The organism is Candidatus Ozemobacteraceae bacterium (genome assembly GCA_035373905.1).
In the GTDB taxonomy this organism is placed as follows: Bacteria; Muiribacteriota; Ozemobacteria; order Ozemobacterales; family Ozemobacteraceae; genus MWAR01.
The window spans coordinates 14963-32989 of sequence record DAOSOK010000050.1 but is presented as its reverse complement, the minus strand read 5'-3'; the positions used below and the strand labels follow the sequence as shown (position 1 = coordinate 32989).

General features: G+C 60.8%; 27 protein-coding genes. 20 read left to right on the top strand and 7 right to left on the bottom strand.

Annotation, left to right across the window (positions count from 1 at the left end):
* From PLU72_18430 to PLU72_18360, 15 genes are all read left to right on the top strand, one after another.
* On the top strand, positions 1-392 hold a 392-nt coding region (locus PLU72_18430; GenBank protein HOT30161.1), incomplete at its 5' end, for a hypothetical protein.
* A gap of 38 nt (positions 393-430) precedes the next feature.
* A complete protein-coding gene (locus PLU72_18425) occupies positions 431-2533 on the top strand; it encodes a DNA-binding protein (protein ID HOT30160.1) in 2103 nt (700 codons plus the stop codon).
* Positions 2530-3441: an AAA family ATPase gene (locus PLU72_18420; GenBank protein ID HOT30159.1), complete on the top strand. Its 912-nt coding sequence runs from the start codon at positions 2530-2532 to the stop codon at positions 3439-3441. The genes PLU72_18425 and PLU72_18420 overlap by 4 nt, the downstream gene beginning before the upstream one ends.
* A gap of 7 nt (positions 3442-3448) precedes the next feature.
* Positions 3449-3913 carry a DUF1018 domain-containing protein gene (locus PLU72_18415; protein ID HOT30158.1) on the top strand — a complete coding sequence of 155 codons (465 nt, stop codon included), beginning with the start codon at positions 3449-3451 and terminating at the stop codon, positions 3911-3913.
* 44 nt (positions 3914-3957) lie between these two features.
* Positions 3958-4470 (top strand): host-nuclease inhibitor Gam family protein, encoded by a 513-nt coding sequence (locus tag PLU72_18410; protein HOT30157.1) that lies wholly within the window; start codon positions 3958-3960, stop codon positions 4468-4470.
* Positions 4471-4480: 10 nt separating this feature from the next.
* A complete protein-coding gene (locus PLU72_18405) occupies positions 4481-4813 on the top strand; it encodes a Mor transcription activator family protein (GenBank protein ID HOT30156.1) in 333 nt (110 codons plus the stop codon).
* Positions 4806-5072 carry a hypothetical protein gene (locus PLU72_18400; GenBank protein ID HOT30155.1) on the top strand — a complete coding sequence of 89 codons (267 nt, stop codon included), beginning with the start codon at positions 4806-4808 and terminating at the stop codon, positions 5070-5072. The genes PLU72_18405 and PLU72_18400 overlap by 8 nt, the downstream gene beginning before the upstream one ends.
* Positions 5072-5692: a hypothetical protein gene (locus PLU72_18395; protein ID HOT30154.1), complete on the top strand. Its 621-nt coding sequence runs from the start codon at positions 5072-5074 to the stop codon at positions 5690-5692. The genes PLU72_18400 and PLU72_18395 overlap by 1 nt, the downstream gene beginning before the upstream one ends.
* A complete protein-coding gene (locus PLU72_18390; GenBank protein HOT30153.1) occupies positions 5689-5895 on the top strand; it encodes a hypothetical protein in 207 nt (68 codons plus the stop codon). Before PLU72_18395 ends, PLU72_18390 begins: the two co-directional genes overlap by 4 nt.
* The gene (locus PLU72_18385; GenBank protein ID HOT30152.1) at positions 5892-6200 is read left to right on the top strand and encodes a hypothetical protein; all 309 of its coding nucleotides are present in this window, start codon (positions 5892-5894) and stop codon (positions 6198-6200) included. Before PLU72_18390 ends, PLU72_18385 begins: the two co-directional genes overlap by 4 nt.
* Positions 6152-6322 (top strand): hypothetical protein, encoded by a 171-nt coding sequence (locus PLU72_18380; GenBank protein HOT30151.1) that lies wholly within the window; start codon positions 6152-6154, stop codon positions 6320-6322. The genes PLU72_18385 and PLU72_18380 overlap by 49 nt, the downstream gene beginning before the upstream one ends.
* A gap of 195 nt (positions 6323-6517) precedes the next feature.
* On the top strand, positions 6518-6775 hold the full coding sequence (locus PLU72_18375) for a hypothetical protein (protein ID HOT30150.1): 258 nt from the start codon (positions 6518-6520) through the stop codon (positions 6773-6775).
* A gap of 26 nt (positions 6776-6801) precedes the next feature.
* Entirely contained in the window at positions 6802-7251 is a 450-nt protein-coding gene (locus PLU72_18370; protein HOT30149.1) for a hypothetical protein, read from the top strand.
* A 228-nt stretch (positions 7252-7479) separates the two neighbouring features.
* Positions 7480-8178 (top strand): phage antirepressor N-terminal domain-containing protein, encoded by a 699-nt coding sequence (locus PLU72_18365; protein HOT30148.1) that lies wholly within the window; start codon positions 7480-7482, stop codon positions 8176-8178.
* Positions 8175-8363: a hypothetical protein gene (locus PLU72_18360; protein HOT30147.1), complete on the top strand. Its 189-nt coding sequence runs from the start codon at positions 8175-8177 to the stop codon at positions 8361-8363. Before PLU72_18365 ends, PLU72_18360 begins: the two co-directional genes overlap by 4 nt.
* A 58-nt stretch (positions 8364-8421) precedes the next feature.
* Here PLU72_18360 and PLU72_18355 read toward each other — a convergent pair whose 3' ends face one another.
* The 7 genes from PLU72_18355 to PLU72_18325 all read right to left on the bottom strand — a co-directional run bounded on the left by PLU72_18355 (position 8422) and on the right by PLU72_18325 (position 14702).
* Positions 8422-9054: a phage virion morphogenesis protein gene (locus PLU72_18355; protein HOT30146.1), complete on the bottom strand. Its 633-nt coding sequence runs from the start codon at positions 9052-9054 to the stop codon at positions 8422-8424.
* 214 nt (positions 9055-9268) lie between these two features.
* Positions 9269-10756 carry a phage minor head protein gene (locus PLU72_18350; GenBank protein HOT30145.1) on the bottom strand — a complete coding sequence of 496 codons (1488 nt, stop codon included), beginning with the start codon at positions 10754-10756 and terminating at the stop codon, positions 9269-9271.
* Entirely contained in the window at positions 10743-12257 is a 1515-nt protein-coding gene (locus PLU72_18345) for a DUF935 family protein (protein HOT30144.1), read from the bottom strand. The genes PLU72_18350 and PLU72_18345 overlap by 14 nt, the downstream gene beginning before the upstream one ends.
* Positions 12258-12377: 120 nt before the next feature.
* A complete protein-coding gene (locus tag PLU72_18340; GenBank protein ID HOT30143.1) occupies positions 12378-13718 on the bottom strand; it encodes a terminase family protein in 1341 nt (446 codons plus the stop codon).
* Positions 13715-14122 carry a hypothetical protein gene (locus tag PLU72_18335; protein ID HOT30142.1) on the bottom strand — a complete coding sequence of 136 codons (408 nt, stop codon included), beginning with the start codon at positions 14120-14122 and terminating at the stop codon, positions 13715-13717. The genes PLU72_18340 and PLU72_18335 overlap by 4 nt, the downstream gene beginning before the upstream one ends.
* A complete protein-coding gene (locus PLU72_18330; protein ID HOT30141.1) occupies positions 14122-14367 on the bottom strand; it encodes a hypothetical protein in 246 nt (81 codons plus the stop codon). The genes PLU72_18335 and PLU72_18330 overlap by 1 nt, the downstream gene beginning before the upstream one ends.
* Positions 14364-14702: a hypothetical protein gene (locus tag PLU72_18325; protein ID HOT30140.1), complete on the bottom strand. Its 339-nt coding sequence runs from the start codon at positions 14700-14702 to the stop codon at positions 14364-14366. The genes PLU72_18330 and PLU72_18325 overlap by 4 nt, the downstream gene beginning before the upstream one ends.
* Positions 14703-14858: 156 nt before the next feature.
* Between PLU72_18325 and PLU72_18320 the strand changes: the two genes are divergently transcribed.
* From PLU72_18320 to PLU72_18300, 5 genes are read left to right on the top strand one after another with little or no spacing between them, the layout of a single operon-like run.
* Positions 14859-15785, top strand: a complete 927-nt coding sequence (locus PLU72_18320) for a cell division protein ZapB (GenBank protein HOT30139.1) — start codon at positions 14859-14861, stop codon at positions 15783-15785.
* A gap of 3 nt (positions 15786-15788) precedes the next feature.
* Complete coding sequence (locus PLU72_18315; protein HOT30138.1) at positions 15789-16139, top strand: head decoration protein; 351 nt, start codon at positions 15789-15791, stop codon at positions 16137-16139.
* Positions 16140-16149: 10 nt separating this feature from the next.
* Positions 16150-17142, top strand: a complete 993-nt coding sequence (locus PLU72_18310) for a major capsid protein (protein HOT30137.1) — start codon at positions 16150-16152, stop codon at positions 17140-17142.
* A 12-nt stretch (positions 17143-17154) separates the two neighbouring features.
* Entirely contained in the window at positions 17155-17589 is a 435-nt protein-coding gene (locus PLU72_18305; GenBank protein ID HOT30136.1) for a hypothetical protein, read from the top strand.
* A 3-nt stretch (positions 17590-17592) separates the two neighbouring features.
* Positions 17593-18027 (top strand): DUF1320 domain-containing protein, encoded by a 435-nt coding sequence (locus tag PLU72_18300; GenBank protein ID HOT30135.1) that lies wholly within the window; start codon positions 17593-17595, stop codon positions 18025-18027.

Sequence of the window (18027 nt, the reverse complement as noted above, 5' to 3'; positions counted from 1 at the left end):
GGCCCCGGTCATTTTCCCGGGGCCGTTTTTACACCACTTCCTGGGACTTTATCGGAACCGGCTACGTGTTTGATGAGACAGGTGCTTTTATCGGCATCGAATCAGAATTGATGGAGACGAATCCGGATTTATTTCGTAAGCCGGCACCAAAAAAAGCTTGTTTCCGCGATCTTGAATACTCTGCCTTCCCCTTTTCGCCCTATACAAGCTTCACCGGCATGACCATGCGGGAATACTACGCGGCGCTGGCTCTTGTCGGGATCCTCCATTCAGCTCTGAAACCGACTGCGCGACCATTCGATTGGGATATGGCGCGAAAATTCGCAGATGCAGCTTTCATGCAGGCTGATGCGATGGTGGAACGGTCTGAGAAGGAATTGAAGAACGGTTGAAACTGGGTTGTTGAAGAACGGTTGATGAGGAAACAGGGATGAAAGCGTGGTTCTCGGCGAGTGAACTACTTGGACTGCCTGGCATGCTGCAAACAGTCCAAAGTATCAACAGGTGTGCGAAAAATGCAGCCTGGGAAAAACGACCTCGTCAAGCCCAAGGCGGCGGCTTCGAATACCACATTTCATCCCTTCCCCCGGAAACCCAGGCTGCGCTCATCAAGAAGCATACCGTCCAGGCACAGCAACCCGAGCCGATCATCAACATCACCCCCGCCGCTGATGAGCCGACCGCTCAGGACTTTGCCGACTGTATCCCGAATACTATTGAAACAGATGCCGCCGCGTATGATCACGCGCCCGACCATTCACGCCGCAAGGCTGACAAATACCTGACGATCCTGACCGCCTGCGAGGGGCTTTTCGGTCGCGATCTGATCACCTTCGTCGAGGCCTGGAACCGCGAACACCCGAGGATGCTGACCAGTTATCCGAGCATCCTCCGGGCGAGAAAGACCCGCGAAGCCGCAGGCGTTGGCGGTCTCCTCGGCCGTTGGGGAAAGAGCCAGGGAGTGACGAAGGTATCACCGGATCTGTTGGAGTATTTTGCGAAGCACTACCTCCAGGAAAGCCGTCCCTCCCTCGAAGTCACCTGGAAGCGCACCCTCGGTCTGGCTCTTCGCGAAAAGCCCGGCACCACGGCCGAGACGTTCCCGTCTGTTTCCGCGTTCTATCGCGCGATTCAGAATCAGTATGACAAGAGCGTCATCTACATGGCCCGATACGGCCAGCAAGCCTGGAACCGCAGGTATGCGGCCTATATCGAGCGCGATTATTCCACGCTGCCTGCCGGGGAATGCTGGGTCAGCGATCATGCGCAGATCGACGTGCTCGTAAATGCCGGCGACAAGATCGTTGCACCCTGGATCACCGCGTGGCGCGATCTGAAGACCGGTAAGTTCCTGGGCTGGTATATCCATGCCGAGGCCCCGAATTCAGACCACATTTTCCAGGCGTTCTACGTCGCCGCCATGCAATACGGCCTGCCGAAGCACGTTCTGATCGATAACGGCAAGGACTACCGGTGCAAAGACTTCGCCGGCGGCCGGTCGATCACGCGGCAGCACAAGGTGAACATCGATCCCGAGAAGGCCCGGCCGATGCTCCTTCTGCTCGGCATCGAACCGCACTTCGCCCTGCCGTATAACGCCCAGACGAAGCCGATCGAGCGCGACTTCCTGAAGATCAAGGAGTGGTTCAGCAAGGCCCATGTCGGATATCGCGGCGGCGACGTGATCGAGCGGCCCGAACGCCTGGCGGCAGAAGTGAAAGCCGGCAGCCTCATCGACTTCGAACAGCTCGAAGCCGGCCTCGGCCGGTTCATCATCGAGATCCTGAACAAGACCGTCTCCGAGGGAAAGGCTCTGCGCGGGCGGTTCCCCGACCAGGCGTGGGCCGAAGAGTTCAAGACCCGCCGGGAAGTGCGGCGCGACGCACTCATGCTGTTCTGCATGCGCACCTCCGAGAACTATACGATCGGCCGGAACGGAATCCGCGACAGCAAGCTCGGCATCAGCTACTGGGGCGAATGGATGTCGGGCCGGAAGGGCGATCTCGTCTACATGCGTCGCGACCCGAAAGCCTTCCAGGATGCCTGGGTCTTCGATGCCGCGACCAACGCCTATATCGGCCAGGGCGCCCTCGTTCCGGTCGTGCCGGTGCTGGCGCAGACCGATGTCGAGCGCCAGACGCTGCAGAAGGAATCGAACCGCAAGAACCGCGATCGCAAAATCGCGAAGCAGAAGGTCCAGCAACTCACGGCCTCGCCGGCCGCCGAGCAGCAGTTCTACCTCGAAACGGCAACGGCCGCCCTGGCCGCATCGGCCATGCAGCGATCCACCGCCTGCGGTTGCGTAGCGGCACCGCCCTCGATGCCCGCTCCCGCCCCCGTGAGCGTGATCGTGAATACGAGCATGGACCAGGTCGTCATCGAGCGGCAGAAGCGCGATCAGGAAGGCAAGGCCGACCTGGGGAACCTCGTCCGGCTCCCTGCGCCAAAGAAGAAGATTTACGGGTTCGTCTCAGACATGCATCAAGACGAGCTCGATAACAAAAAAAAGAACCAGGAGGAACATCGATCATGACGGAAAGCAATGGCACGGAACTTCACAGGAACCTACGCGATCTGATGGACCGGAACGCGGTCAGCATCACGGCCGTGGCGCGCGGCATCGGCCTTTCGACCGCCACGATCAGCCAGTGGCTGAACCACAAATACCGGGGTGACGTGAAGAAGGTCGAGGACGCGGTGAGAAAGTTTCTCACCCTCCAGAAAGAGCGTCAAGCCCGCCAGGAAACGGCCTTGTGCGAGCCCGGATTCATCAAGACCTCCGTCGCGAGCAAGGTGTTCGAAGTGGCGAGCATCTGCCACGTCGACAACGACATCGGCGTGATCTGCGGCGACTCCGGGCTGGGGAAGACCACGGCGGTGAAACGGTTCGCGACGGAACATGCCGGCGTGATCCTGCTCGAAGCCGATCTCGGGTATACCGCCCGCGTTCTTTTCCTCGAATTGCACAAGGTGCTCGGCCTCGACGGCGTCGGCTCCCTGCACACCCTGTTCGACGAGGCGGTGAGCAAGCTGCGCGGGTCCGGCCGCCTGATCATCGTGGACGAGGCGGAGCATCTGCCCTACCGCGCCCTCGAAATGCTGCGCCGCCTGTATGACCGGGCCGGTGTCGGCGTCGTGCTGGTCGGCATGCAGCGCCTGCTCGGCAACCTTCGCGGCCTGAAGGGCGATTTCGCCCAGCTCTACAGCCGCGTCGGCGTAAAGGCCGTCCTCGTGAGCCTCCGCCCGAGCGACGTCGAAGAGATCGTGCATGCGTCTCTCCCCGGCAGCAACGGCATCTGGAAGCAGTTCCACGAGGCCACCGAGGGAAACGCCCGCGTGCTGAACAAGCTCATCAAGCGCTCGGCGCACATCGCGGAGATCAACGGCACCGAGATCACGGCCGACGTCATCAAGGCCGCGAAGCAGACCCTGATCGGGTGAGGCGAGCATGGCGAGCAAAGAGCAGGTCAAGACGATCCATGTTCTGGTCAAGGCGCTTCAGATCGAGGAAGACGTCTATCGCGCCATGCTCGAAGAGCTTGGCGTCGCGAGCTCGAAGGATCTTTCCTTCTCCCAGGCGGCGGCGCTGATCGGGCGTCTCGCGGCAAACGCCAAATCGGCGGGCGTCTGGACGCCTCGGCAGGCCCCCAAGCGGTATGAGCACCTGGACATTCGCTCCGAGGAGTGGGCCAGCCCCGCGCAGCTTCGCCTGATAGAGGGTCTCTGGAACGACGTTTCCTATGTGCCGGCGGAAGAGCGACGGAAGGCCCTGAGAAGGTTCATCGAGAAGCGGTTCGGCTTCTCGGCCCTCGAGTTCATTCCGGCGAAGGGCGTCCGCCGGATCGTCCAGACCCTGGAGGCGATGAAAGCCGACCTCGAACGGAAGAGCCGATCGGGCGGTAAAGCGGCCTGAAAAGGCATTTGAACGCCGTGTGAAACGGCCATAAGGAGGAACTCATGGATATCGGAACGATCGAGAAGATGACCAAGGACTACGCCGACGCTCGCGGCACGCTGTCGGGCCGCGTCACCGAGATGAACGAAGCCATCGATCTGATCAAGCGGCGGTATCTTCCGCTGATCAAGCATGCGGTCAACTCGGCGCTGGACCGCAAGTCGAAGCTGCAAGCCGAGATCGAGAATCACCCCGAGCTGTTCGAGAAGCCGCGCACGCTGACCCTGCACGGAATCAAGGTCGGTTTTCAGAAACAGCGCGCCGGCATCGACTGGAACGATGATGAGGCCGTCGTGAAGCTGATCCGCAAGCACTTCCCCGACCAGGTGGATGTGCTCGTGAAGACCACGGAGAAGCCCGTGAAGTCAGCGCTGAACCAGCTCACCGTCGCTGACCTGAAGAAGCTCGGCGTCTCGGTTTCCGATGGCGCGGACGAAGCGGTCATCAAGCCGACCGACACCGACGTGGACAAACTGGTGGCGAAGCTGCTGGAGGATGAGCCGCAAGCGGCGTGAGGAGGTCGTGATGCAGGGTGTGCTGTTCCCGGAGGACAAGAAGAAGTCTGGTCCGAGCGCCGTCGAGCGCAAGGGCCAGATCACGATCGACGATATGCCCAACGACGACATGCGGCTGGTGGCCGAGACGCTCGGGGTGCAGGTCGCCGTCGACCTCCTCAGACATCTGGGCGGCATCACCCTCAGCATCCCGAAACGCGGCCTGGGAAAACTCGCTGAGCGACTGATTCGCGCGGAATACGACGGCAGCAATGCAAAGCGGCTCGCGGTGCAATACGGGGTCACGGAACGCTTCGTGCAGATCGTGGCGAACGGACAGAAGGGAGAGCGGGACAATGACTGAATTCGAGGCACTTGGGAGATACACCCATTATCGGGAAATGGCGGAAGCTCATGCAACCGGCATGGCGACCGCGCTGGACGGGCTCAGGGATCTGGTCGAGCAGTCGAAACGCTGCATCGACAGGTTCAATACCGAGCGGGCGCTGGCGCTCCTGCTGGTGGTCGAGCGATCCTGCGGGCATCTGAAGGAATCCATCGCGAAAGCGAACTCGGCCGCGCCGATCTGCGGCCGGCCCCTGATCGGTCGGAGCATCGCCTGATGCGCCTGACATGCCCCACCTGCGGCGCTTCGGCCTCGTTCGAGGCCTGGCAGAACGATGCGGCCTGCCGCTCGTTTTGCCAGGTGCTCGTCGGGCTGCCCGGGCCGGTGCAGGCGCGCGCGGTGGAATACGTGGGGCTGTTTCGGCCGGCGAGCGGCGCGGGCCTGTGCTGGAAGAAGGCGCTCAAGATCCTGAACGAGCTGAACGAGATCATCAACACCGGTGTCGTCCAGTGGGATGGCGGGGAGCAGCGCCCGGCCCCGGTGGGCATCTGGGCCGCCGCGATCGAGGCGGTGATTTCCCGCCGGCCGGAGGCCCTGAAGAACCACAACTACCTTCGGCACACCGCCTGGTCGATGGCCGAAAAGCACGCCAGGGAGGCGGAGAGACGGCATGAAGAGATTGCAAGGCAGCGGCGGCCGACGCCGCCGGTGTCGAATCTGGCTCAGTCGGTCCCTGTGCCCGCACCGGCAAGCGCCGAACCCCGGCCGCAATACACGGAAGAGCAGCGGCAGCTCGGCCTGCGAAAAATCCGCGAAATGCGCGAAGGCCTTGGCTTTGACCGCCTGGTCTCTGACCTGGCCGATCGGAAAAAGCTTCCGGAAAGGCAAAAGCCATGACCAACCCTGCCGAGTATCCGTTCGAAGTGGTCGTGGACCACGTCGCCAGCCTGGTGAAACGCGAGGAGTCGCCGGCCTCCGCGTGTGCGGCGCTCGAAGCGCTGGTGACTCAGCAACGCACCTGGTCGGATCGGATGATCATCGAACGTGCCGCCCGGCAGCTTCTGGTGATCGAGATGTTCAAGGTGAGGTGCCGAGCATGAACCGGGCTGCTGACATCACGACCGAGCTTCTCTTCGCGATCCGCGACGAAGCGGCACGCGGGCGGATGACGCACGGGCCGCACCACTCGGCGCACGAGGCATGGGCGATTCTTCATGAGGAGTGTGACGAGCTGTGGGACGAGGTTCGGAAGAAATGCCCGAGCGACGAGGCTCTGGCGATGGAAGCCATCCAGGTGGCCGCGATGGCCGTGCGATTTCTCCAGGACGTCTGCCCCGAAGAGGTGATCAAGCGGATATGCAACCAGCGCCGGGCAACCCTCACGGTGATTCCGAAGACCCGCTGAACAGGCGCGTCGTCGAAGTCACCGACGCCGTGAACGCCTACCTCGCCGCCATCCTCTCGAACGACCAGAAAGCCATGGACGAAGCCTCCCGCCGCTGGGAAGCGATTGCAGACAAGGAGTGAGGGTTACTTCATGCCGCTGCCGAGAGATGAGTTTCGAGCCAGGGTCTTGGCCGCTCAGTGGGAATACCTCGATCGGCTGGCGGCGCGGATCGACCGGCAGTATGAGCAGTAAGGCATTCGTAAACGGCGGATTGATCGGGATGAGCGGCACGGTCACAAGAAATCTAAACATACGATGAAACAGAGAAAGGGAACATGAACATGGTGAAGAACACGCCGATGGACAAGGTCATCAACTTCAAGGACAAACTCAAGGCCGCGCGGCTCAAGAGCCATTGCGCCGACGGCGCGAGCCCGAGCGGTTTCACCGGCACCGCCAGCTTCTTTTGCCAAACCGACGATTGCCCCGCTCGGGAGATCGATATCCTCATCAAGGAGCTCGACCGCAACGTGAACAGCATGCCGCGCTGCCCCTTCTGCCTGAAGATTCTGGCGACGCTCACGATCGAATGAACTTCGCTTACGAAAGGAACGTTGAAATGAAATTCTGGAAGAATGTAATGCCACCTGTGGGCTGGGAATGCCGATGCGGGTCTACTCATCAACCCCTTGAAGGATCTGAGTCAGCGAAGCAAGATTCTCCCCAGCGCCCGTGTCGCCACATCGAGGAGATGAAAAGGAAATACGAAAATCGCGGTCGTCTCATGGATGCCTACGTGACAGCGCTTGCCGAAATCGCCGAAGGCAGAGAAAAGCCGATGGAGTATGCACGATCCGTACTGCGGCAAGGCCCCGCGCTGCTCATCGAAAGAGCAAAGGCCATTCGTAACGGTCAGGATACATGCGCGTGGGAGAAGCTCGGCCCCCATTACTATCACAGCGATTGCGGTCACACGACCCTGGAATGCATTTTAGGCAAGACCTACTGCTCATTCTGCGGTCGCCGAATCGAGCAAAAGCTGGTCGAGAAGAGCGAAAGCGGCGCGTGATTTGACAAGACGCGGGTGAGGCCGTAGAATCACGGCAGGTGCTCAAAACACCTCCACAGCGGTCATCACTCCCGTCAGAAGTGTTTTTTGTTTTACGGACAATTTTGTCCGGGTGTCCAGGCGAATACAATACCCTTCGGGGGAATAGCCTGGGCCGTCTGTGGCGGTTTTGAACACCCGGCTCTCTTTTTATTTCTGAGAGTCATCAAAAAACCACAGGAGGTCAGTATGACCATCCAATCTCAGCTCGTGCCCGTTGCTTTTCACGGCGACACGCTTTTCATCGTGTCCCACCAGGGCGAACCCTTCACGCCAGTTCGGCCGATCGTCGAAAACATGGGACTCACCTGGGGTGCCCAACAGAAGAAACTTCACCGATCAAGCAAGCGCTGGGGTGTAGCCATTTTGGCTACACCTACCAAAACCGGCCCTCAAGAAACTCTGTGCATGCCTCTTCGCAAGCTGGCCGGGTTCCTCGCGACGATCGAGCCGCGCAAGGTGCGCCCCGAGATCCGGGCGAAGATCGAGCTCTACCAGGCCGAATGCGACGATGCCTTGTGGGCCTACTGGACGAAAGGCCAGGCGACGAACCCCCGCGCAAACGCCGTTCCGGCTGCGCCGACGATCGGGCCGGACGAAATGGTTCTGAAGAAGGACCGCTATATCTCCATGCTTGAAGCCCAGACCACTTCGCAGTCCGCCCACATCGCTGCTCTGCAACGACTCATCGAGGAAAAGGAGGCCAGGTCCAGGCCAAAACACATCACGGCGGAGGATATCCGGCAGATCCGGGAACTCTTTGCCCAGGGCCTTTCGCAAGGGGAGATCTCCCGCCGGGTCCGCCGGAGCAAGGCCACCGTCCATTACGTCGTCACCGGCCAACTCGGAAAGGTGAGCCGGGCAGTCGATGCGGGAGGTGCCCTGTGAAAAACGGAATCCGCGCCGCCCTCGACGAGGCCGATCAGGTCATGTCCGCATTCGACGCCGTGCGTGACCTTCTGATACCCGACGGCGACATGTCCTGCGTCTCGCGCGGCAACCTCTGCACCCTGATCGACATCCTGAACCGCCGCATGCACAGCGCCCTGAACGCCATCAACGCCGAACTGTAACCGCCCTCGACCACACCGCCCCGAGCATCTGCCCGGGGCGGTCGTGTTTCTGGGGGGTTCAGTCCGCGCGCATGATGTGGTCGAGGATGGTGGCGCGGATCTCGGTGAGGTCTTCGGGCTGGACGACCAGGTAGGGGCGGGCGGGGATGGTGATTTTGTAATCCTTGGTCGTGTACTCACGCTCGACGGCGCGCTTGTGGCTTGCCTTGGCGAAGACGGCCAGGTGGCGGAGGATGCCTTCCTTTCCCTGGCGAAGCAGCTCGCCCTTCGCGGTCGTGCGAAGCCGGAGCTTGCCGCTCTTCCCCTTCATCTGGATCACACCGCCGAACTGGTGAATCGCTGCGTATTCCGCGTTCGTTCCGACGATCACCGAATCCCTCGATGCCTTCGCATGGATCGACGCGGCAAGGCGGCCACTGATCTGGAGAATCTTTCCCGGCCATGAACCCTCACGATAGCGGCGCTTCACGGTCGATGGGGCGAGGCGGTCCCATTTGATCATGCCGCCCATCACGTCGCCCGACGTCCCGGAATACCGGCCGCCGACCTCGAAATTCCTCTCGACCGAGTTGAGGATGAGCTGGCCGATCGAGTCCATCGGGGCGCGAAGGTTGCTCAGGCGCTTTTGAAGACGCTTCAAAAGGTCTTTGACGCCCTCGTCTTCGAGCTTGAGATCGATGATCGAGTTCATTTCCTGATGCCGGCGCGTCTGTTGAGTTCGTCATCGTCTACGCGCTCGAAGACGATGCCGTTATCGCCCGGATATGGCGTTCGATGGCTGTTCTCGCCTCGAAGAATTTCTTCAGGGATTTGCGAAAACGCCGCGCAACGGAAAAGGTGCCCAGTCTTGTTGCGGGCTTCCCAATCGACGTGCCGACATCGCACGCAAGGTGTTGCGCGAAGCATCAGACTTTTTTCCCTCCGAAGAACATGTAGAGATCCATGATTCGATTCGAATATTTCTGCCCGGCACGAAGACCGGCATATACCTCGGCGACGAACTCCACCGGGTTTTCCGTCGCACGCTTACTGACTTCTCCTCCAATCATAGAGATATCTTCGGCGGGAAGCAAACCGGTTTTGAGAACCTTGAACATTTTCGGATTCGCCTGCCATTGGTGCCAATGCCCGATCTCGTGCCTGATGAAGTGCTCCGGAGCATCACTCGACCAATCCTTGCTTCTGAATTGAGCGGCTGTTTCAGATTCGTGAGTCCTCCATGGCCAGTTCGGGTTGATGAAGACAGTCTGTTTCTCATCGTCAAAATGTGCGACAGCATCGGTGTCATCACCCCACGGATGCCGCGGATTGTCACCTACGGCGACTTTCGGCGGGGGCTCTCGGCCGGCGTTGGCCTCTTCGGCCAGGGCCTTCATCACAAGTCTTGCGGGCTTCACGTTCTCAGGCTGCTCGTCGAAATCGGCTTTGACGCCGAGCTCTTTCGCCTGCCCGGTCAGATCGCGGATCTCGGCCTTCGCCTCTTCGTCGTCGACCAGGCCGCGTGTTTTATCGACCGTTGAAGATCCGTTTACCATCGGTTTTACGACCGTTTCCGCGCGAATCTCTGGCAGCTTCGCGCCGACCGCCTTTTCGGTCTCTTTCAGCTTCTCCCGTTCGAGGGCATCGAGCCGCTCCTGCACGCGGGAAGGGTTGAGGTCGAAACCCTCGTCGGGATGCAGCAGCCGCAGGGTGTCCGGGCTCCGATACGAGGTCGTCTTGAATACCCGGCCGGTGTTCGGGTCGGCGACCTCCTGGGAGACGATCTGGCCTTTCGAACTGAGCACCTTCAGACCGTCCCGCTCGATCTCGCGTGGCGACAGGGTGGCGACGCGGCAGCGGCAGTTGAAGCCGTTCGGCGGGTAAAAATGATCCCAGAACGGATCGTCATATCGGAAGATCTTCCCGTGAAGCTCCCGGTGCGCCTGGCGCGTCTTCCTGTCCATGATGGCGATGTATCGCCAGTAGGGCCGGTCCTGAGAGACCGCCCGCATCTGGCGTTCCCGGCCCGCCATGTAGGCCGTCTGCATGTTCGTCTGGAAAATGGTCTTCAGCCGCCAGGGCGAGCCGAGCTGCACGGTCGTCGGGTTCCCATCCGCATCGACGCCTTCTTGAACGCCCCACCAGCCCCTGGCGCGCAGACGCGGCTCGAGATCCTTCTGAAACTGGCTGAACGTCGTCCCTTCGTCGAGCGCCTTCTGAAGCTCGCCCCGGATATCCCTCAGGATGTCCAGGCTGGTCGCCTTGGCGACGGTGAACGCCCGGGTATGCGCCTCCTGCGCCATGTCGTCCCAGTTCCAGGTGATCTCATAGCCCTTCGACTTGAAGAACGCGATCGCCTCCTCGGGAGGAAGCTGCATCGCCCGGAGCAGAATCTCGGGATCAGCTTTGGGCATGGATGCGCCCCCACGTCTCGGCGGCGAAGATCGCACGTTCGAGCAGCGTCGCGAGCTGGTCGGGCTTCATCGCCGGGTAGGTCGCGGCGAGCTTTTCCATCACGACCTCGTAGCTCGCGCCGTTCCCGATCAGCTCGATATACGGTCGAAGCATCGCTTCCATCGCGGCTTGCAGGACCGTCGGAGCGGCGACCTTCGCGCCGGCCTCGTCGATCGCCGCCTGGTCGGGGAACTCGTCTTTCTTCGGTTCGCCCTCGGAAAACTCCGCCGGCGGAAGGGCCGAGCCACCGGAGGCCGGAATGACTTCCTCGATGTCGTCTTCCGCGAACCCGTATTCGCGCATCCAGTATTTCTTCTTGAACCGGATCTGACCGGTGTCGGCAAGGGTCTTGTCGCGCTCGGCCTGAGCCTTGTCGACGTCCTCCTCGTGCCACATCCTGAATGCCGGCCGGTCGACGCCGGTGCCGAAATTCATGTCGCAGATCCAGCGCACGAGCAGGTTGAACGTCTTCACGACCATTTTCGTATCGGCCGTGACGATCTCGCTGAGCACTTCCTTGTGGGTCTGCGACGCGGCGTAGGAGCCGGTGCCGTTGACCTCCGTCGTCAGGGTCTGGCCGACGATGCCTTTCGAAATCTGGTGGTCGCAGTAAACGAGAAGCCGCTCGTAGATGTCGGCCGAGGCAGCCTTGCCACCGGCCTCCTTGATCTCGACCGACGAATCGTCGGGAATCACGGCGATCGCGCTTTGAATCATCGCTTCGAGCATCGAGGCCAGCGCATCCACTTCGCCCTGGCCGAGACTGCGCGGATGCTTCCCGATCGCGAAGGCCCCGCCGTATTTCTCGACGAACGTGACCCAGAACTTCAGACCGCCCTTCTTGAAGGCGACCGGCCAGAAGCACCGGCTCAGAACCGGGAATCCATACGGATTTTCATACGTCGCCTCATGGGTCGCCAGAAGGAACTTCATCGGGGGAAGCGGCTCGCCGATCGGGTCGGTGACCGACTTGAACCGCAGCTCGTTCTCCGGATCGAAGGTGAACCAGCTCTGAGGCTTGCCGATCACGTCGACGGGTAATACGAGGCCGTCCCGGGCCTTCCAGAGCACTTCGAGCGCCTGATACCCATACATCGGCGCATCGAGGATCTCGCCGATGATGCGATCGATGTCGAGATTCGCGAATGCGTCCTCGATGACCTGGAACACCCGGCTCTTCGCCTTCTTGCGATCGATCCCCCAATCGAGGGCCTTGGTGCCGCTCTTTCTGCTCGTGATGCACGCACCGACCTGGGAATCGACCAGGAGCCGCTTGTATACGGAGATGTCGAGGCCGAGGTTGCGCAGCACCTCGTCGGGATTCGGCAGGTTCAGGCCGTAGCCGAACAGATCTCCGGCCCTCCGGCGCGTCGCGAACTCGCTCGTCAGCTCGGCGGGTTTGTCGGAAATTCGGCGGAATTCCCGATCGTTGATCCAGATGCCCGGTGTGGCGTTCCCCATAGTTTCCCCCGATCTGTTAAAAATGTCCGTTTAAATTCGTTAGAGGCCCGTTTAAATTCGTTTAAGAAATTCCAAAGGCAATTCGGGATACCAGAGCCGCCCAAACTCAACCACGGGCATCTAATAGCCCGCGAACATGGTTTTGCTGTGGTGTGGCCTTCTCGTGACGATCGTGATCGGCCCCGACTCGGTTCCGCCGGCATGAACGGCAAGCGCGAGAGCCCAGAAGCGATCCGCGTGGCCGTCGGTCTCTTCGGATGCGACATCGAACCGGATGTTGCCGGCCTTCGTGACGAGCCTCCGGACGGAATGCAGATCCTCGCGGATATCCTGCGCCCCGGGAATGACGAGCGTCTTGTCCTCGAACCGGCTTCGAAGGCCGAATGCCAGGTCTTCTTTGACGGCGTTGGAAAAGTTCACGGATTCGACCCGGTATTGCCCGAAATGCCGCTGGGCCTCTTCGGCCAGCATCATACCGATGCCGGTCGAGTCGATACAGGCGCGTCGCATGCGTGGATGCTTCAGCAGCTCGAAGAGCGCGTCCTTCTGGATATGGAAGGGCGTTCGTTCCATGACCAGCACCCGCCGCGTGAAGGACACCGGGCCGATCTTTTCCAGCACCCAGATGACGCTCAGATCCTTCTTGCGGGCGATGTCCATGCCCAGATACAGATCGCCGAGCAGGCCGTCGAGGGTCAGGAGCAGCTCATCCCGCTCGCACGCGGCGATCATCTCATACGTCAGGAAGGCGGTCGCTTCGTCGACCGGCACGCAGAGATACTCCTGCTGCCAGGTGAACGGATCGCCGCAGTTTCTGCGCTCTTCCTCGATCCAGGCCGCCCGCTCCTCGTCGGTGAGCTTCCGGCCCGTGATGCGATCGGCGAGGCCCTGAGCGACGGCATCGTGGATCGGAACGCGGTGGTGGCCCCAGTTCAGCTTGCCGTCGCGGATATCTTTGATGAACTGGTTGAATTTGGCGTTCCCGTTATGGGTCGAGATGATGCGCAGCGGGAAGCCCCAGGTGATACAGGGCCGGGCGGCGGCCCAAAGGGTCTTCTGATCGGCGTGGTGGGCGAACTCGTCCAGGACGATCTTGCCGCCCTTGCTGCGGAACGCTTTCGGATTCGAGCTGAGGGCATTGATGCGCCGGCCGAGGCGGGGGAACTCGATGCCGAACGTCTTGACGTCCTTGTCCTCGTCGAACAGCTCTTCGCCGAGCTGCACCGAGGCCAGGTTGAACAGCTTGCCCCAGTGCTTGCAGTATTCGATGTATTCGCGGGCCGCGCTCTCGTCGGCGCTGGAGAACCAGACGGCGGGAACGGCCTTCTTGGCGCAATCCTCGACATCCTCGTAGGCCTGCGTGTAGGTGGCTCCGATGCGGCGCGATTTCTCCCACAGCTTGATTCTCGACCGGTCTTTCAGCCAGTCGATCTGATACGGGAGAAAGTGACGAGCGTTCATTCGCCGAGCAGCGCCTTCTGCACGATCCTGACGGCCTCGTCCGGATCGATTGTCTTTTCCTGGGGCTTGCCGTCGCTCACCTTGTCCTCGTATTCCTTCACCTTCGTGAGGCCGGGCAGCAGCCGGGAAAGCGTGTACATGCGCCCGGCGTCGGGCTTCTCGCCCTTGTCCATGTCTTCGCTGATGGATTTCATCAGCTTCCGCGCGAAGGCATACAGCTCCTCGTGGAACGACTGTTTCTGCGCGAGAAGCTGCTTTCTGCGGTTCTCCCAGTCGCCTTCGGCTTTCCAGGTGATCAGGGTGCGCTCGCAGACCTTCAGGCGCGATGCGATCTCGGCCAGCGTCATCTGTTCGACGACGTAGAGCCGCTCGGCTTCGGCGAAGTAGGCTTGTTTCTTGGCCATTATTCGAGGTCGCCTTCCAGCCTGGCGATCTTGGCTCGGAGCTCGCGCAGCTCGGTCACGGCCTTGTGGAGGGCCGTCATCTCGTTCAGGCCGCTCTCGGTGTCGAGCGTCGTGACGTCCTCGGCATACGGGTTCAGGATCGAGCGGATCAGCGTGATCCGGCCGGAAATCTCGGAATCGAGCCGTCGTTCGCGCTTCTTTTGGTCGGCAAGGAGCCCTTTCATCTGTAATCGCTCGGGATTCATGACTTGTTCTGCTCCTTTCGCACGAGCGGGCAGTATTGGCTCGTGTCGATTTTCTGCTCGATGCGCCCGAGCATGTTCGAATGGAAATTGACGGTTTCGATCGTTTCCTTCAGTAGAACGAACTGTTGTTCACGGGCACGTTCGCCCTGGTCGATGATGTTCTGGAAAAGCTCGAACTGTTTTCCATTCTCTTCCCTTACCTGATGCAGATATGTCGTCCATTTTGCGGACTCGGCCTTGTGGTAGATGTACCAGACGAAAAACAGAAGTGATGGAAATCCTATTTCCTTCACGAGCACCAATGCCGCCTGTGTATCTGGAATTTCTGGTATCATCGCTTTTGCTCCGGTTATGAATCTCATAATGATCATAGAGACTCTTATGATCTGCTTCCATCGAACCGTTCATGGATGTATTCACCGATGAAATACCCGAACTAATACATGCACTGTTCGGGAGAAGATATTTCGTAAAGCCTTTATGATTGCGGCATGGAAAACAAAAATTGGTGCGAAATATTCCGAACCGGCAAGCACGTCGACAAGAAAGGCCGCGAGCGCGACTGGACCGAGGGTGATCTCGACCACATGGTCGCGACCTACGATCCCGCGAATCGCCATGAAGCGCCGATCGTCATCGATCACGACGAAGAGGGCAAGGGGAACCATGTCCCCGGCGGCCCCGCATACGGCTGGATCGACGGGCTCAAGCGCGTCGGCACGAAGCTGTTTGCCTCGTTCAAGTCGGTCGTTCCCGAGTTCGCCAAGGCCGTGAACGACGGCTGGTTCAAGAAGCGCTCGGTCCGCATCTACTCCGACGGCACGCTGGGCCACGTCGCGTTTCTGGGCGCTCTGCCCCCGGCGATCAAGGGCATGCCGGACCATACGTTCACGCAGGCGGAGCTTCGCACGGACTTTTCATCTCGTGAAGACGATTGCTTCGAGTTTTCGCAGGCAATCGATGATTTCAAATTTCAGGAGGCAGACCAGGTGGAAATCAAGGAGCTGCAGAAGAAGAACGAGACGCTTGAGGCCGAAAACAAGCGGCTCGCCGAGGAGAACAAGCGCGTGAGCGCCGAATTCTCCGAGGGCAAGCGCAGGCAGAAGCGCCAGGAGATCGAGACGTTCGTCAAGGCCGGGATCGCCGCCGGGACGATGCTTCCCGCCTGGGAAAAAGAGGGCATCGTCGAGTTCATGGCGGAGCTCGACGGCCAGGATCAGACCTACGAATTCTCCGAGGGCAAGTCGCAGACCGCGTCCCAGTGGTTCCGCAACTTCCTCGCGGGATTCGCTTCCCACCCGCTGTTCAAGACGATGGCGAAGCCCGAAGCGGCGAAGTCCCAGGACTTTTCCGAGGAAGCCAAAGCCGTGGACATGATCGTGAGCGCCGGTTCCGCCGGCAAGAAGGAGGGCAAGTAAGCCATGTCCGGACTACTCGGCACCAACGAAGTCTCTCTCGATCTCAAGACCCTGACGTGCGGCCACCCGCCCATCACGGTTACGCGCACGCTTGCGGCCGATGCGACCGCCCGCGCCGCCGGAACCGTCATGGGCAAAGTCACCGAAACCGGCCACTACGCGCCGTATAGCGACACGGCCAACGACGGCACCCAGACGGCCCGGGCGATCCTGGCGGAAGACGTCGACGCCCACGGCACCGGCACCGTCGAAGCGACGCTGCTCGTTCACGGCGACGTGAACGAGGAAGCCCTCGTCGGTCTCGATGACAACGGTTCCGCCGACCTGTTCGCCGTCGGCATCTTCGTGAAGTAAGGAGGACACCATGGACACACTTTTCAAATCCTCGGTCCTGACCGAGGCGGTCAACAAGATCAAGCCCGTCAAGACCACGATTCTCGACAAGGTTTTCGCCGCGAAGAAGTTCCTGCCGGCAGGCATGTTCCAGTGGGACATCATCTCGGGCAGCGAGCGCATCCTCAAGAATCTTCGTCTGCACGAGTCGGCTCAGATATCGGGCGGCGTCGGTCGCAGCACCGTGACGTGCAGCGGCACCCGGTTCGCGGACAAGCGCCAGATCACGGCGGCCCAGTTGGCCGACATGCGCAAGTTCGGCGATCGGTATCTGCCCGAACTGCTGGCGAACAAGATCAACGAAGAGCTGCTCGACATGCGCGGCAAGATCGACCGCACCCGCGAATTCATGGCGGCGAAGGCGTTGACCGGCCAGGTCGTCGACGAATCCGGCACCGTCCTCGTCGATTACAACTTCACCGCAGCCCAGAAGCCGGTGCTGACCGGCAAGGCGAAGTGGACCGATTCCGAGTCGAAACCCATCGCGAACCTGCGGGCCTGGAAGAAGCAGATCATCCAGGCGGTCGGCGCGGTCGACGGCTTCCTCGCGTTCTGCGGTTCCGAGGCCATGGATGCTCTTCTCGAAAATCCGGCGGTTCTGGAACTGCTCAAGTATCAGTCCGGAAACCAGCTTGCCGACAAGGGCCGCATCGCGTTCCTCGCCGAAACCGACATCGAGGAATACCTGGGCTCTTACATCGACCAGAACAACGCCAGACAGGACATGATCGCCGCGAACCAGTTCGTCCTCGTCGGTATTTCGCAGCAGGTCGCCGGCGAGATCTATGTACCTGTGGTCGATCTGGATGATCCGAACGGCGTCGGCTCGGGAAATCCCGCCTCGATGTTCTTCTCGAAATCGTGGGTCGAGCAGGATCCCTCCGGCCGTTGGGTCAAGGTCGAATCCCGCCCGCTCCCCGTGCTCTACAAGCCCGAAGCGATCGTGATCGCGACGGTGAAATAAGGAGAAAACCCGATGATTCGCAAACTGCTCATTCTCGCCCTGGTGGCGATGATCCTCATGCCGGCGGTGCCGGCGTCGGCCCAGGCCTCGATCGTGAAATGGCGTGACGGCATCGACAACGCCGGTGCCGAACACCGGATCGGTCACCGCTACCCTTTGCCGATCCAGGAGCTGCCCTTCAACGAATTCCTGGCGACGGGATCGCAGACGGTGGGCACGTCCGCAGCTGTCCTCCTGGCCGTGACCTCTACGGACACCAGGGCCGTCGATGTCGGCGCGATCGGCGGCGTCGTGAACTGGGGCGACGCCACCGTTCCGGACGGGACCGCCTGGCCGTTCACCATCGCGAGCGGTTCCTACCACCGATTCATCATCGGAAGCTCTACCCCGAAACTCTACTTCCGGGGCCAGATCGCGACCACGACGCTGCACAGGCTGGAGCTGTAAGCGATGGCCTACTGCACGAGCGAGGACATCGAAAAGCATCTGCCCGAGGTCGAGCTGATCCAGCTGACCGACGATGCGGGCACGGGTGCGATCGATGCGGCGCTGGTGACCGAGGCCGTCGAAACCGGCGATGCGATCATCAACGGCTACCTCTCGACCAGGGCGGTGACGCTTCCGCTGAATCCGGTGCCGAAGCTGATCAACGCGATCTCGATCGACCTGGCCATCTGGGCGCTGTATAACCGCCGCTTCTCGCAGAAGCTGCCAGAGAACGTGACCGAGCGGTATGAGAACGCGCTCAAGCTCTTGCAGCAGATCCAGAGCGGAAAGCTCAGTTGGGGAAGCGCGGAGGCCCAGCCTGCGCTCCCGGCCGAATACCGGACCGACGCCAGGCGCACCGACCGGATCTTCCCCAAAACCGTGCTCGACAAGTTCTAG